Annotated in this window: 14 protein-coding genes; all 14 read right to left on the bottom strand. The window is 57.5% G+C overall.

Annotated features, from left to right (window positions below; translation table 11 throughout):
* Nucleotides 1-48 precede the first annotated feature (48 nt).
* Nucleotides 49-360, bottom strand: coding sequence for a hypothetical protein (locus tag BPHYT_RS36395; RefSeq protein ID WP_012431017.1), 312 nt, complete (start codon nt 358-360; stop codon nt 49-51).
* A gap of 335 nt (nt 361-695) precedes the next feature.
* Nucleotides 696-1,088, bottom strand: coding sequence for a TetR family transcriptional regulator (locus tag BPHYT_RS36385; protein WP_012431015.1), 393 nt, complete (start codon nt 1,086-1,088; stop codon nt 696-698).
* Complete coding sequence (locus BPHYT_RS36380) at nt 1,085-3,151, bottom strand: site-specific integrase (protein ID WP_012431014.1); 2,067 nt, start codon at nt 3,149-3,151, stop codon at nt 1,085-1,087. Before BPHYT_RS36380 ends, BPHYT_RS36385 begins: the two co-directional genes overlap by 4 nt.
* Nucleotides 3,144-4,883 (bottom strand): hypothetical protein, encoded by a 1,740-nt coding sequence (locus BPHYT_RS36375; protein ID WP_012431013.1) that lies wholly within the window; start codon nt 4,881-4,883, stop codon nt 3,144-3,146. Before BPHYT_RS36375 ends, BPHYT_RS36380 begins: the two co-directional genes overlap by 8 nt.
* Nucleotides 4,880-6,088 (bottom strand): tyrosine-type recombinase/integrase, encoded by a 1,209-nt coding sequence (locus tag BPHYT_RS36370; protein WP_012431012.1) that lies wholly within the window; start codon nt 6,086-6,088, stop codon nt 4,880-4,882. The genes BPHYT_RS36375 and BPHYT_RS36370 overlap by 4 nt, the downstream gene beginning before the upstream one ends.
* Complete coding sequence (locus BPHYT_RS36875; RefSeq protein ID WP_012431011.1) at nt 6,088-6,747, bottom strand: phospholipase D-like domain-containing protein; 660 nt, start codon at nt 6,745-6,747, stop codon at nt 6,088-6,090. Before BPHYT_RS36875 ends, BPHYT_RS36370 begins: the two co-directional genes overlap by 1 nt.
* A 27-nt stretch (nt 6,748-6,774) precedes the next feature.
* Complete coding sequence (locus tag BPHYT_RS36360) at nt 6,775-7,080, bottom strand: hypothetical protein (protein ID WP_012431010.1); 306 nt, start codon at nt 7,078-7,080, stop codon at nt 6,775-6,777.
* A 13-nt stretch (nt 7,081-7,093) separates the two neighbouring features.
* A complete protein-coding gene (locus BPHYT_RS36355; RefSeq protein WP_148225232.1) occupies nt 7,094-7,507 on the bottom strand; it encodes a DUF6573 family protein in 414 nt (137 codons plus the stop codon).
* A gap of 183 nt (nt 7,508-7,690) precedes the next feature.
* A complete protein-coding gene (locus BPHYT_RS36350; RefSeq protein ID WP_012431008.1) occupies nt 7,691-8,872 on the bottom strand; it encodes a KfrB domain-containing protein in 1,182 nt (393 codons plus the stop codon).
* Nucleotides 8,873-9,027: 155 nt separating this feature from the next.
* A complete protein-coding gene (virB11, locus tag BPHYT_RS36345) occupies nt 9,028-10,203 on the bottom strand; it encodes a P-type DNA transfer ATPase VirB11 (protein WP_012431007.1) in 1,176 nt (391 codons plus the stop codon).
* A complete protein-coding gene (locus tag BPHYT_RS36870; protein ID WP_012431006.1) occupies nt 10,200-11,498 on the bottom strand; it encodes a TrbI/VirB10 family protein in 1,299 nt (432 codons plus the stop codon). Before BPHYT_RS36870 ends, virB11 begins: the two co-directional genes overlap by 4 nt.
* Nucleotides 11,495-12,403 (bottom strand): TrbG/VirB9 family P-type conjugative transfer protein, encoded by a 909-nt coding sequence (locus tag BPHYT_RS36335; RefSeq protein ID WP_012431005.1) that lies wholly within the window; start codon nt 12,401-12,403, stop codon nt 11,495-11,497. Before BPHYT_RS36335 ends, BPHYT_RS36870 begins: the two co-directional genes overlap by 4 nt.
* The gene (locus BPHYT_RS36330; protein ID WP_012431004.1) at nt 12,400-13,299 is read right to left on the bottom strand and encodes a type IV secretion system protein; all 900 of its coding nucleotides are present in this window, start codon (nt 13,297-13,299) and stop codon (nt 12,400-12,402) included. The genes BPHYT_RS36335 and BPHYT_RS36330 overlap by 4 nt, the downstream gene beginning before the upstream one ends.
* A gap of 201 nt (nt 13,300-13,500) precedes the next feature.
* Nucleotides 13,501-14,499: a type IV secretion system protein gene (locus BPHYT_RS36325; protein ID WP_012431003.1), complete on the bottom strand. Its 999-nt coding sequence runs from the start codon at nt 14,497-14,499 to the stop codon at nt 13,501-13,503.
* Between the last annotated feature and the right edge of the window lie 56 nt (nt 14,500-14,555).

The raw sequence follows: 14,555 nt of genomic DNA, 5'->3' as shown, positions 1-14,555 counted from the left end.
AGCGTGAAACCATGGACAACCGTACAGCAGGGCATCTCGCAAACAACGTTACAGGCGCCCTTGCCCCTTCAACCTCCGCAGATATTCAACGGCACTCCGAAAGTCGATCCGGAGCAGATGCATCGCTAGGTCAATCGCGCCACCGCCACCCACGCTCGCCCTCGTGTCAAAGAACTTCGGCCCGGTGACCAGTAGCTCAAAATCTCGCCCACCGGCGCCGGCGTACCATCGGGAGGTGGTCTTGTCTTTAAGAGGGACGAAAGTTGGATCACGCTTGGCATAATCCGCGAGCGCAATCAGTGCCGCCTCCGCCGACATACCCCGCCATTCCGCCAATTCGCCCACTCCGACCTTCGACATTTTTTCCTCTTCAGGGGCTACTCGGCTTTCATAGAAAGCCGGCTACTCGACACCAAGCTTAGTACAACGTGACACAAAATTCATTCACCCAATATAAGTGTAGTTGAAACTCCCAAACTCGACGGCCCGGCCGTCAGCGATCATCACCTTGTCGTGAACCGTAACCCGATCGGTGTTACTTAGTTGAAGGCCCCTTGCCACGGTGGCTTTGGTCTTGCGCCGGGGGAATCGGCTGCGTAGCGTAGCGGAGCAGGCGATTCCCCCGGCGCCGTGCTGAGCCGACGGTTTCGCATGTCGCGCGTGCAAGGTAGCGTTGGCAGTGATGTTCAATGTTTTCATTTGCGTAGCGCGAATACGTTCGCTTCGTGGGTCGAGTTTTTCCGCAGCAGCTCGTTTTCCTTGAGAAGGCGAAGATTGATTGACTGGGAGCGTTGTAAATCGATCTTCAGTTGCGCATGCTCTTTGCGCAGCTCCGCCAGTTTCATCTGGCACTCCTTGAGCCGATTGCGTTCGATGTCCATCTTCGCGGGCTCGACTTCACCAATGAGTTGCCGCACCATGTCTGCAATATCCGGGTGGCGATTGTGGATCGTGGCGTTGCTGACGCCGGCCTCCCTCGCTACCGCGGCAATGCTCATTCGCTGACCAGGCGGCACGACCTTCGTAACTCCACGCCTGATTCGCTTGATCGCCATCTCTAACGCCTGCCTTGTTTCACTTTTCTTCACGAGAGCAATTCCCTGGACGAGTGACGGTCTGCTACAAGATGCGGTTCGATCGCCACGCCCAGATCGATCAGGACGCGCTCTGCGGCTTCAAGGTGGTCAATGCAGCGCTGACGCGACGCCATCCCGATGTCCGAACAGTTCAACACTTCGATCTGTTGATTGCGAATGCCCTGCCAAATCTGGATGTGGCTGTCGTCAATAACGCCTTCACTGCACGACGTACAACGCATCGCGTCGTAGAGACCATGCCCGCCGCAGCCTGAACCGCTTGCGAGACACCATGAATGACCGGTGCCGCGTATGAACACGTCCTCACCGAGTCTGCGGCAGAAGTCCTGCATGTTCGATACGGTCTTCACTTCCTGCCGATCGCGAAACGCAACGATCCGTTGCCCTCCACCGCCCGAAAGCGGTCGCTCGGAACTGATCCATTTTTCCAGAATTGCCGCCTGCAGCTCGTCCCGCTCGAACATGATCTGATCAATAACGGACGACTCGACGCCGGCTTCCTGCCTCGAGTAATAGAGCGTCATGTCGATGGACCAGTGCTTGAAATGCTCGCGGAGATAACGCACATCTCCCATGAGATTTCTGGCGACAAATACGGCAAAGGTCCGTCTGAACTGGTGTGCCGTAAGCGGCCATGGCTTTCCCACCTCGACCGTCTCGTGGTCTCGAACTCCCTCCATGTCCTGCTGCGCCACAACTGCCCCCGCCAAACTTGCAAAGGCACGTAACGCGTTCGTTGCGGTGGCTCCTCCAAATGAGCGGCTCTTTCCCTTTTCCTTTTCCACGATCAGAAGTGCGTTTCGGTGGCGCTTGCATTCCTGAAGCATCTTGACCATCGCGCGATGAGCTGGACCGAGCAACGACGGACTACCCAACGCGACTTCCAGATCGGCAATCATCGCGTCGGCCGCTTTCCGAGAGGGCGCACCCAACCGCGTAGCAACCGCAACTGCCTTACCAACCACTCCCGGGACCATCCATTCCGCTGGTCGCGGGTGCCGTTCGAGTTTGTAAGTCGTGCCTGTCAACCAACAGAAAATTTCTCCATCAAACCCGTCTCTACTTGAGAAACAGCCCACTTCCAGCGACGCCAGCTCGGAATCCCTCATGCCAGAGAATGCCGCACACACGATGTAACAGGCTGTACGCAGGTAAAGGAGTTGCTCATTCAGATGGTTCGGCGAATCGAATCCGTGTCGGCAAACAACTTCCCTCGATCGTGGTGCCGCAAGATGTCCAAGGCGGATCGCCAGGTACTGATCCTCGCTCTTGTAGATGCTCGCAAATCCATTCGGGTAGCGTGTGCGATGCACCTCAACCAGCTTCCGGTACTCCAGCTCCCGAATCCGGATAATTTCATCCCGTGCATCCAGCAACGTGTCAGCGTGCTTCTCGACGTACTCAAGTGCTCTCTGAACGATGATTTGCAGCAACCTCGCCGGAACGACCTCGGTCATGGCGTCACCGACAATCCTTCTGCGAGACGGCTTCCTGCCCTTGACAAGGAGAAACGAAGAGGAATTTCCCCACGGATATGCTGGCAATTGATCAATCAGGCGATCGCGAAGATCGTAGTACGTGGTCAGGATCTGCAGGCTGATATTGCGAGAGCTGTCTTTGAGCACCTCTTTTGACTCGTTCGCATACGAAATGCAGCGCTCCGGTGACATCTCGGCAAATGAGGGGACGCCATTGCGGACCATCCATTTGAGCAACAGGCGCAGCTGACTCCAGTTGTTAAAGAGGGTCTTCGCGGAAATGTTCCTGCCAGAACGTGGCCCCTTGACGCGCCAGCGCTCATACAGGAACCACCTTGCCGAATGCAGAAGGCATTCATGACGATCGTCCGTCAGAACCGAACCGTCGTGAAACTCGACATCGAAGCGGATCGCCGTGCCCCGTGTGTTGCGCGTGTGGATGTACGGCGACAGGTCCCACAAAGGATCCCCGAAGCGGGATACCACAAGCTCGCCGCGCTGACAGATGACAAGATCTGGAATAGCGGAAGCCGCGGTTGATTGAATATCAACCAGGTGTCTTGCTGTGTTAGTCATTGCCCGCACCTCCGAGGATCGACCGTTCGCGCCACATCGGGTGAGGGTCCAGCTGTGCGCTGGTCCGTGCCGCGAGGACAATGTCTGCAGGAAAGCGACCGGAGATCACCCTGTCGATCTCGCGTATCACCCAGCCGTACACCTTGTGCCAACGGTTACGCCCAAGAAGATTGCGCTCCTTGATGAGCAACCAGTAAAAGCTGAACAGGCGATGTAGGTCGGTTTCCATCACCACCTGATTGGGACACCGGAAGCAGTGCAGGAATGATGTGCACACCCGCTCTCCAGTTTTGGGCGCAAATTTGCCATAGAAAGGCGAACTGCACCGCCCGACGCCCGTGTTGTGTTTGCCGGACAGGACGCGCCGAACTTCATCAACTGGGACCCGCATCTCGTCCGCCAATTTCAACAGGACCTCAGGGTCTTCACTGGCACCGCGAAGTTGTGTTTCGAGGCACAGCCCAACGAACTTGTGGTTGCGTTCCATCTCCGGCGTAACCGCGAGATAATGCGAGTCGGTCATTCTGGGCTGATTTCCCAAGGCGGTGGAAGCCCTGATCAGATCCCCTCCCGTTAGTCGCCATATCCGGGTTGCGAATGTCTTTCTGAGCCGCATGATCGTCACACGCAGTGGCAACGGTTCGCCGGTTCGAGGATTCACGTCGTCAGACAAAAGGCTATGACGCCCTATAAAGCGATCAATCAGCTCTTTCAACATCGACGCGTCGATTGGAGCCACCTTATCTCCCCAACCGCCATTCGGCTGCCGTCTACATAACCACAGCCGTGCCTGATCGGCCGAAGGTACGTTTCGAACATGACGCTCCGTCAACGCGAGGATCTCAAGGTACAAGGTAGCAACATCTGTCTGCACAGTTGCAACGTCTTCAATTTCTTTGCTGCGCCGGAACGACTGTACGGCAATGTTGTTTCCACGACGTTTGTACGTTGTCAGCAGAGCATGACTGTCCGGTTTCAGCGGATGCGGCTGAAGGGCATCACGCCTCAATTCAAGAAGCGGGGCAGGGTTACGGCCAGTTCGTGCCGCGATCAACAGGAGGTAAACCAAAAGCGTGTCGCTCTCGGCCTCATCAAAAGCTCCGGCACGAATCGCTGCCAGATCTGCAGCAAGCGCAGCGAGAAGCCGACTCATCTCGCCCTTGGAATATGACTGATGCCCCCTACTGGATCGATTGCTGCCCGGAAATGGATTTACCGGAAGGCAATCACGGCTCAGAATGCCGGTACAGACGCACTCCAACAAGACAGACTTCGTTTGCGAATAGATCGCACGGGCAGCCGCGTACGACAGGACACCCGTCTCTGTTTCTGCTGGCTTACGCAGTAGCCATGACACATAGGCTTCGAGCAGTTCCTTCGTGATGTCGCTCATCTTCACAATTGGCTGTCCTTGTAAAGCCAATTCGTCGAGAAATGCGAACCACTGTGGCACTGCACCACGATGTATTGTCAGAATGCTGTTGGGTGACAATGTCTTCGCAAGACGAGATAGCGCGTCGCGCATCGCACAGACAATTTCCAGTCGCCCTGCATCAACAGCTGATACCTCGCTGGCGTCCTTTCCTGTCAACCTGCCGCCCACCAATCGCCAACGCTCAAAGTCAAGGTTCCGCGCCCCCAGTTGCACAGGAAGAACGGGTGCATCCCTATGTATATCAATTACCACCTCTGGCGTCGCCGTCGCCATCTGGTAATTCTTACGAGGTCTCATGCTTCACCTCCAATAAGGAGACCGTCGATTTCAATCTGGTACTCGTTCAGGTCAGTCTCCCCGAACAGATCAAGACAGTGGACATAGCGGGTCGTGGTACTGATCGAGCTATGGCCAAGACGATCACGTACCCACGCCAGTGCGTGGCCGAGATTTACGCGCTGGCTTTCGGCGAACAGTTCGCATGTCGCAAACGTATGCCTCAGCATGTGAGGCGTCACCCTGAAATCAAGCACGGGCGACGACAATGTCGGCGGCGCCCATAGCTTCCGGTACGCGTTGTTCAGCCCCTTCTCACTCCACCGGGTACCACCCTGATTGAGAAACAGAACGGGCGAGAACTGCCCGGTGATGTTGAAAAATGCTCTTGAACGAGATGCCCCCTCGCCGAAATTAAGGTAGTCGAACAGGTCCTTCATAAGGTGCCATGAGACATAAACACGGCGAGCGTTGCCGTTCTTGAGTTCCATGTCCGCAGGATCAAGATTTATCGGAATTCGCCGGTTCCGTGCGGCTGGCGACGGATCAAAAACATACTTCTTTGGAAATGTCCTGCATTCCGCATTTCGCAGACCGGTTTGCAACATCAGCTTCGTCATCAGTTGAAGTGTTCCTGTCGTACATGCTTTTAACAGGGCACGGCACTGGTTGACCGTAAGCAGCGGAATGAGCTTCTTTCGCACTGTGGGGCGAACATTGTCTCTCTCTACGACACGCCCGGCGCGGGCGTGGCGATACATGTCAGGATGAACTTGCGGGGCAAATACATAACCTCTCGTTTCCCACGGAATGAAATCGATTCGCCCGCGACGTGCCGCCCATTTATAGAACGCCATGATGTGCGTCAGGCGCTTGCGGACAGTACTCGCCTGGATCTGTTGCCTGCCTGTCCGCGGATCAGATAGATCAAGCGACCAGTTCCGGTAAATTGCGAGCGTGGTGATCTCTTCGCCCTGCCGTCCCTTCTGCGGCCTCGAATCCCACGCCAGTTGATTCACCCGAAGCCACGAAAAGAAATCGTAGAGCGATTCGGCGTGACTCTTCCACGTCGCTGGACTGCCCGTGCTGGCGTTCTCTAACGCAATCCAGAGAAGGTAGTCGTTGACCTCCAGGACGAATTCCATGTCGTCCTCACAGAGGAATGGAATTCCCGGACACGCGTACCCCTTGTAGGCAAACTCATCGCTGGTATAGAAGATTCTCATCAGGTCTTGTTCCCGTGACGTATGTGAAATGCGTCAATATCGACGCATTTCACAAGTAACACCGTTACGGTCGTGAAGTCATGAACCTCAACTCCGCGGACGGCATGGCAAACATCTTCATGTTCATGTCGGCCCTTCGGATGCCGCCTCGCGACGGCGCCGTCTACGCTCGCGAACTCCGGGACGGGGCCGCGTAAGGCCATGTAACACCCTCCCGGTTTACGGTTGCTGTGGAATATCGGGAACGCTGAAATGACGCATACGCGGGCACCGGATGCTGCGAGGGATGAGAGTCGTTTGCGCGTGAAGTCGGAGCTGCCGTCGCCGATATTTTCTCGATAGTCGACTTGCACCACCACGTCGACGCCACGAGCTGCTTTCTCGGAGAGTGCTCGCACAATGCCGGCGTCCTTCATTTCGTAGGCCATGACGTGCAGCGAGCGGTGCGCACTGTCGATAACTCTCATGACAAGGGGATAGGCGCTGCCTTCTGGCGAAAAACCGATTTCAGGCCGCGAATCGCCGGCCGGCACCGGCTGGGCGTACCGACCGGAAACGCCCGGCGGATGTCCACCGATCAATGCCTGAGCCTGCACCGGGCCGGCAAAGGAAGTCGCACACGCGAACGTGGCGACGACGAAACGGACGAGCTTTTTCATGCAATGGACTCCTGTGCCCAAAACTGGTTAGCGCGGGTAGGCCGACACGACTGCGTACCGGCGCAAGGGGACGTAGACGGGCACCGGCACCGCGGACTGCGCGACGGGCTCCTGATAGGCGTATATGGGCTGCGTATAGGGCTGGTCGACCGAATCGCAGCCGTAGGGTAAGGGGCACGGCGAGGCGGCCAGAGGCGCGATATAGACGGGAAACGCAACGACATACACGGGCGCATATTGGTAAACGGCTCGATGCGCACTTTCCTTGATGGGAACGTGCGCCTGCGCTACGCCGGCCGCAACGATGGCGAACGCGAACAGAAAACGGGGCATGTGGGCGCGCACGTTACAGCTCGGCCGTCAGGTGGATCGTGATGACCGGCTCCCCGTCGTCTCCCGAAGACACGATTGCCGTCAGTAGGATAGGGATGTCACGACCGTCGCGGCGCACGTCGACCGCAAATCCTGCGCGGTCGGTCGGCCGGCTCTTCCTGCGAATCGCACCGAAGGCAGCAAAGAGAACGGACCACAAACGTTCCTCGGCTGGAAGGTCGGCCGACCCTTGATCGACACACGCGAGCCACGCTCCCGAAGTAAGCGCAACCGGCACGCGAAACATCGCTCGTCGCGCCGTAGCGGACACGTCGATCAGTGTTCCGACAGACAGTGCGTGCGCACGTTGAGGTGTGGCGAGCATGTGCGCGTGCGCAGTGGCACCCTGCGATGCGGCATGAATGGTCATGTCGTTATGGTGTTTCAATTCTCTGCTCCCGTTGTGATGTTGTACGTTGATATTAATACAGGTAATTCTATGTGTCTATATTTAGTTGATAGACACGAAGAATACGACGTGCCAACGACAATGCGGGGTGAGCCTGAAACAAGAAGGCGCACGCCAGTTTCCCGACGTGCGCCTTTACCAACTGCTCGTAACTTGTTTTGTCTACATCGACATGCCGCGCTTGGTCTTCGCTTGATCGTCCGGCCCCTTCGCCTTCTGCGCGTTATTGTTGTTCTTCATGGCGTTGACTGCGACCATCGGAGCGAGACCTGCCGACCGCGCAAGAACCTCACGGGTCTCGTGAACGCGAGCCTCGACAGAGGTACGAACGGAACCGACTGCCGCGCGATTGCCGCGCTCGCGTTCCTGCGCCCGCTCCTGCTCGTCGGTTTCCTTGCCGCCCTTCCCTGCGTCCCGTTTTTGTGCGAGTGCATCGTACTTCTCGTGCGCAGCGACTTTGGTCTTCAGCGCGTCATCGGCGAGCTTGCCGAAGAGGTCGGGATGGACGGACTTCATCTCAAACGCATACTCGATGTTGCGATCCATCTTGCCTTGTATCTCTTGGAGCTTCGCGCCGGCCAGCAAGCCTTTCATGTCGCCGGCTTCCGAAGCAACAAACTTCTCGATGCCCTGCGGATCGTGAGTGAAAAGCTCGATCAAATCAGCGCGCACCTCGTTTCGCGTCGTGTCTGCTACCTGCGGCTCGGCTTGCCGTTGTTGCTGCTCTTGCGCCTGCTGTTGCCTCTGCTGTTGCGGCTGCTGTTCTTGCTGGGCCTGCGACGGCGATGCACCGTTATCGGCCGCAGCTTGGCGAGTGTTTGTCGACTCGGCGCGACGCTCCGCATTCCGTGGCCGCAGTTCGTCGTGAAGGGTTCGCTCGAATGCGGCGTTCATGAGGTAGTCGTATTCACGCTCCGCTTCATCCCTCGGATCGCTCATCGCGGCTGCACCGTGCTCTGCCTCTGCCTGTTTGTGCGGCGGCTGCTCGGCGGCCGTATTGATGCCGTCAATGCTGAGTGGATCGAAGTGTGGGCCAGCTCCCGAGTACGTGACCGCAATCGCCTTCCCGATTTCGGGAATCTGCTCTGCGGCCATTTCGGTCAGTTCGTGCTTGATGACCTCTTTGCCGACGAGCTGGAACAGATGCTTCGCGTCCTGATGCAAAACGTGGCCGTGGTATTCGTGACCGATGTCCCGTGCCGCTTCGATGGCTTCAGCAAGGTTATAGCGGCCTTCCGGCAGACCGTTGGATGGGCCGCTTTCGATAGCCTTCAGGTAGCCTTCTCCGTCAGGCACATCGACGCGCCGGGCCCCCTGTGAAACCGTAATAAATTGGGCTTCCATTTTGTTTCCCGTTGATTCCGATTAGTGCAACATCGGATGGTCTATGGTGTCCCGAATGTCGAAGTTGCCGGACTCGTCGTGAGAGGCCGATTCGACATCCGGCTCTTCCTGCTCAACCGGAAGAGACGCTACTAGAGTTGCGGTGTCCTTCATGTTTAGTCAAGGAGCGAAAGGCGGTACATCGGGTCGTAGTAAATCGCCGGAATGTAACGCCCCACTTTCGGGTTAAACGTGACTTGCACGACTACGTTAACAGTTTGTCGCAGCAACATCAAAATATCTTGCAGTTCGAGACCTTGGCCCGCGTCCGACTGCTTGATGAGTAGCGCGAGCCGGAAAAAAGCGTCCTTCGGCGAGTTAGCGTGAGTCGTGGTTAGGCCGCCTGGGTGGCCTGACGAGAGGACACCAGACAGGTAATACATGGCCTCGTCGCCTCGCAGCTCGGCCATCAGGACGCGGTTCGGCGTCTTCCGCATCACCGAGTGAAGCACGTCCTTTGCATTAACGCCTTCGCCGTCGTCAGTCTTCTTGTAGAACAGGCTGTTGCGGTTCCGGTGATTCGGCAAAGGCATTTCGGGAGTGTCTTCGGCCGTGATAATTCGTTCGTCGTGGTCAATAAATTCGCACAGCGAGCGAAGATAGGAAGTCTTACCGCTGCCGGTCGCGCCCGAAGCCACGATGTTCTGGTGATGCTCAACCGCTTTTTCCATGAACTCGGAAAAACGGCCCGTGGTGATGAGCGTCCACAGCTCCTTCTCTTCGTCGGTCAGGTGCTCGAACAACTCGTCCCGACGCTCCTTTGGCACGCTGCTCGAAAACTCGTGTCGAGTCTTCTCGTAGTAGCCGGCCTTTACCAGTGACTCATGCTGGAACGTGTGGACAGAATGTTTCCGCACGTTGAGATAGCGGGTATTCTCCGGGCACGTCGGCGGATGCGTCATTTCGATCCGCTCGCCGGTTACTGGCATGAAGGCTGACAACGACGTGTGGTGTCGATCAAACGTCTTGCGGGAAAAGTTGGCAAGGTTCCGACCGATTGAGTCAAGAACCTCAAGGGTCAGTTCGGGAACCTTGTCGACAACCCACTTGCCCTTCTTCCATGACCATATCTCGCCCACTTCGTTGACGACGATTTCCTGCGTGTCTTCGTCATCGAGGAACGGATAAAGCAGTTTCATGCGGAACTCAAGAGCTTCCAGAGCCTCCGGGTTCATGCCTTCGGCTTCGGCCTGCCGGTACTTCTGTTCGCGTATCGTTAGTGGCCGTTGCGGCTTCTCAGCCTCTGCGTCGATCTGCTCGGCGTCCGCCTGTTCGTCAAGTGTGGTGCTCATGGATTGTCCGTGTTGCGCGCGGTAACGGGTGCAAGGTGATAGACCGTCGAAAAATCAAGATCGCGGCCAACGGTGATCGTGATTTCGTCCCCCTGATTTTTGCTGAACGTCGGCTGAATGTCGCGGCCCTGCGTGAGCATTTCGTTCGTCGCACTGTTGGCGGTAGACATGGTGTTTTGCGGAAGCACGATATTCGTGTTGCCGTTGCCGCTCGATTTGCCAGCAAGTGATACGCCAACCTGTTCGATGTCTTCAAAGGTCGAATACAGGAATGCTCCGCAATAGCGTTCGCAGTAGTGGTTGTTGATGGAACCAGTCATGCCGCCTGCGCCGAGAGTGTCGGTAGCGGGCGAGTCGAGTTCGATGGTTGTGTTATCGGGCATGACGAGTCGGCCCCAAAGCGCGGCTTGACGCTTCTTTCCGCGCTCCGGTCCTTTGGTCACTTCGCCATCTACAGTGCTGCCGGCGTCGATCAGGATCACGTTACCGTCCATGCTGTACACGGGCCGCGAAACCACGCAGGACGGAAACGACGGTTGATCCGAGTTCATCGCAGTATCGAGCGTGCAACGGATCGGCGTTCCCTTCTTGACGGTGAGACTCGGATTGGGGATATACGCGGCTCGCGTCTTCGGTGTGACAGTTGGAATCAGCGAAGCGGCGAAGTCCTTGGTCGCCTTGTTGGCGTCGACACCCACGGGCGACGGAGCGCCCGGAGCACCCTGCGCGGCCCTGACGGGAGTCCCCGAAGCAGGGGGCGAGCTGGGCATATCACCCAACTTGCCGGACAGCTTGCGCGCCTCGATCTGTTGTTCCTGCTGGGCACGTTGCTGTGCCAACGCCTGCTGCTGTTGCTGCTGCTGGAGAGCTGCCGCGTCTTGCGCGTTACCTTGGCCGTTACCCTGCCCGTTGCCGGTGATGAGACCGGGCGTGTTGCTCGGGCCGTTCGGGTTCCAGCCTGCCCCATATGGCTGTTGCCCGTTGCTCGGCGTGGTGCCGTCGTCGGTCTGCCCGTAAACGTTGTCGGGCACACTCAATTGAGGCGCAGAGATTCCCGCCGGACGCCCGCCGTTCGCCGCCTGCTGAGTTGTTGCGGCCGTAGTCGCGACCGGGGCCTGGTGCGTCGGAACCCACCAGAAGCGGTAGCCGAGTGAACCGAATACGATGAGCAGGCCGCCAATAGCAGCGCCGTAAGCAATCAGTTTTTCGCCGGGGGTTGTCGTCGGCCGCACTCGTTCATTCAGACCTTGGCGGTCGTCCTTGGCGACACCGCGAGATTGTTTGCGCAGCTTCATTGTTGTGCACCTCCAGGCGTGTTCAGGACGCGCTTCACGTCTGGCGAGACAGTTTCGGTATTGAGGTCGGGGCCGGTTGGGTTGTAGTGCCCGTCGATCAGACAGCCAACAAGGCGGCCACGGCGCAAAACCAGTTTGCGTGCCACGTCGTGAATCACCATCATGTCGTGATCCATGTGCGCTCCGACTCGAACCTCCGTTCCATCTGGTGTTTTCTCATATACGGTTGGGAGCGCCGTGCCGATAGGAAGCACGATGAAAGTCTGCTTGCCGTTGTTGTACGCGGCGGTCGGTAGCAATTCATCGTCTCCGATGTAACCGTAGTCGGCGTCAAGACGGCCTTCCATCTTGGCCTGGTCAAATGCCGAAACGATTTCGTGCTTCGTCTTGGCCGCTTTCACCGCAGGGTCTTCGGCGGCGATCTTCGCGACTTCTGCCGGCGGATAGTCGATATTGAGCTGCCACGTCGTAGGCAGGTAGGTCTTCGGTCGCCCGGCCGTCTTCTTGTAGCGACTCGTCGGCTGTGCATCATCATCGCGGCTGGGCGTAACGAAGCTGTTGGTTTTCAGCGCAACAGAAAACCAGTAACTGCGCCGGTTCGTGATGACGCGCAGATTCGTGTCTGCCTCTTGCGCCTTCGGCACGAAGTCGAGTTCGTTACCCGAAAACACAACGGCCCACGCATCGGCATCGCCCATCCCGTAGTTCTGCACGACTTCGCCCTTGCCGAAGCGGATGACGGTCATGCGGCCTACTTCCGACTGGATGGCTACGATGTCATCAGTTAGGGGGGCATGCTGCAAATGAGCGTCTTCCGGCGAAGAATCCGGAATGGTGAGTGCATGCGCGCCCGAGCACACGGCCCACACCGCGAGCGCGATGAACCGTAGGGAACGTCGCATCATCGTGCGCCTCCCCCATTGGCCGGATTCCCGCCAGGCATAATCTGCCGCAGGCGGTTCATCACCGTAGCCTGATAGCCCTGACCCGACTGCGGTTGGGCTTGCGCATACGACCCCGCACCCTGTACCGGCATCGTTCCGGTCTGCACGGGCGGGTAGGCGGAAGTCGGCGCTGCGCCGCTTTCCGAATACGGTTGAATCGGACCATCGTCGTCGCGATGGTAGTTCGTTGCCATGAAACCGACCGGATTCAGCATGCGGTCATCGACGTTGTTGGGCAGGTTTTCCTTCGTGTACTTGAAGGAGACCGTCGATACCATTCGCTGTTGCGTCGGCGGTGTCATGCCGACTTTCTTGACGTAGGTGTATCGCACCTGCGCAACATGAATGTCCGGCTCGCTGCTCGGGATGAACGAGAAGGAATAGTCCTTCAGCGTCCACGCGTCGGACGCCCGCATAAAGGAGAGTGGAGACCCCTTCGGATTAAGGTCAGGACGATAGTATTGATCCCACGACGCGCGCAAATCCTGCGAGTCCATGAGCCATACCGTCTTGTAATTCTGATCCGCTTCGCCGCGCGTGAACCCCTCGTGCGCCTTGACATAGCGGGCAAGGTCCGACTCGGCACGGATTTGCCAATCGGGATCGTCGTCATGGAGGACTGCATCGTTCTGCATGTAGTACGTGCGGGTCAGTTTGTCGAAGACCATGACGGCCACTTGCAGATGCTGGAAGTGCATCAGCGGGGCGACAGAGATTGTTGTCGCCACCGCAACGACGGTCGCACTGATGGCCCACAGCTTCAATAGCTTCAGCCGCTTTTCAGCTTTTTCGGCGTTATGCGAATCCCAATCTGCCGCCTCGGCGGTCAGGGTCTTGGCGCTCTTCAACGTTTTCATGCCGTGGTGCCCTCGCAGGAAAGTGCTGCGGCCGACACGGGAAGGTGATTGACTGCGCGAGGGGTGCCCTTGCATTCAGGCGGCGGCGGCTCGGTCGTGCCGCATGCCGACAGTGCCGCAGCCATGCAGCACACGAGAAGAACGCTTACGACGAATTTCATATCTCTGCTCCGTTTTTTATAAACTACAACTGCTGTGCAATTACTTGCCGCCCTTGAACGCAGCGGCCGTCCGGGCGGCCTGCATAACCATGTAGAAGCCGGACCCGACGCTGCCCCCCTGTCCGCCCGTCATGCTCGCGGCGATGGTAGGCAACTGGATTTCGATGAAGAACATCGGCAGGCAGATAAATGCGAGCTGCAAAGAAATCGAGAAAATATTGAGATACGACGTTGCCACCGCGATCTGTGCCTGCGGATTGACTTGCTTCTCAAGCAGTGAAGCGAGCTTGGAGGCAAACGAAGAATCGGACGGAACGGTCGGACCAAGAGCTGTGACGGCGCTTTCCAGGCTGCTCATGTAATGAGTGCATATCTGGATGAAAAGCAGGATGAACATTGCAGACAGGACCGTGAGAAACACGTAGTAGAGCGCCGTGTTGAGCCAGCTCCAAGCCCAATGCTGGGTCTGCTTCCAGATCATCCAGATAATGAAAAACGGGCCGACAGACAGAACGAGCGAGAGTCCGATTTGCGCATAGAGCACGTTGAACGCCGCGCCGATAAGAAGCAACGCGCATGCGATGCTGACGATCACCAGCGCAGCGAAAAGGATGATGCCGCCGCCGAAATTCAGATTGGAGAAACTGCTAACGACAGCGGACGCGATGCCGTCGAGCATCTGGTTAAGCTGCGTTTCCAGCATATCGAGCACCTGGGCAGGCGTGCCGCTACTACCAATCGCGTTTGCAAGGTCGTTGGGGAGCTGGAAAAGCGGCCCCGAAACCCACGTCGAATAGTTCGCCCCGGCTGCCGACAGAATCAGCAGAATTGCCGCGCCCTTCATCATCCACTCGTTGGCCGGTGACGCGACACGCCCCGTCATCACCATGAACGACCAGACGAGAATTGAAACGCCAAACATCGCCCATCCGAGCGGGATGACGTAATTGGACATACCGGTCGATGCTGACGTGAACGTCGCCTGCAACGCGGCGTTGACGTTTGCAAAGAGGTCGGTGAAGGTGCCCGTCGAGTCCATGACTATTCCTTTTTTCGTTTGCTTCGGTGTCGCGGTTCAGCCCCGCCGCGAAAACC

Origin of the sequence: Paraburkholderia phytofirmans PsJN (genome assembly GCF_000020125.1) — a bacterium.
Taxonomy (GTDB): Bacteria; Pseudomonadota; Gammaproteobacteria; order Burkholderiales; family Burkholderiaceae; genus Paraburkholderia; species Paraburkholderia phytofirmans.
Note: the sequence above shows the minus strand (reverse complement) of the source record. Positions and strands in the feature narration are given on the sequence as shown.

Bases quoted from the DNA above. Each gene is read 5' to 3' on its own strand.
- BPHYT_RS36875 (WP_012431011.1), bottom strand. From the start codon at position 6,747: ATGAAAAAGCTCGTCCGTTTCGTCGTCGCCACGTTCGCGTGTGCGACT.
- virB11 (WP_012431007.1), bottom strand. From the start codon at position 10,203: ATGAGCACCACACTTGACGAACAGGCGGACGCCGAGCAGATCGACGCA.
- BPHYT_RS36380 (WP_012431014.1), bottom strand. From the start codon at position 3,151: ATGACTAACACAGCAAGACACCTGGTTGATATTCAATCAACCGCGGCT.
- BPHYT_RS36375 (WP_012431013.1), bottom strand. From the start codon at position 4,883: ATGAGACCTCGTAAGAATTACCAGATGGCGACGGCGACGCCAGAGGTG.
- BPHYT_RS36330 (WP_012431004.1), bottom strand. From the start codon at position 13,299: ATGAAAACGTTGAAGAGCGCCAAGACCCTGACCGCCGAGGCGGCAGAT.
- BPHYT_RS36335 (WP_012431005.1), bottom strand. From the start codon at position 12,403: ATGATGCGACGTTCCCTACGGTTCATCGCGCTCGCGGTGTGGGCCGTG.
- BPHYT_RS36395 (WP_012431017.1), bottom strand. From the start codon at position 360: ATGTCGAAGGTCGGAGTGGGCGAATTGGCGGAATGGCGGGGTATGTCG.
- BPHYT_RS36370 (WP_012431012.1), bottom strand. From the start codon at position 6,088: ATGAGAATCTTCTATACCAGCGATGAGTTTGCCTACAAGGGGTACGCG.
- BPHYT_RS36350 (WP_012431008.1), bottom strand. From the start codon at position 8,872: ATGGAAGCCCAATTTATTACGGTTTCACAGGGGGCCCGGCGCGTCGAT.
- BPHYT_RS36360 (WP_012431010.1), bottom strand. From the start codon at position 7,080: ATGCCCCGTTTTCTGTTCGCGTTCGCCATCGTTGCGGCCGGCGTAGCG.
- BPHYT_RS36870 (WP_012431006.1), bottom strand. From the start codon at position 11,498: ATGAAGCTGCGCAAACAATCTCGCGGTGTCGCCAAGGACGACCGCCAA.
- BPHYT_RS36325 (WP_012431003.1), bottom strand. From the start codon at position 14,499: ATGGACTCGACGGGCACCTTCACCGACCTCTTTGCAAACGTCAACGCC.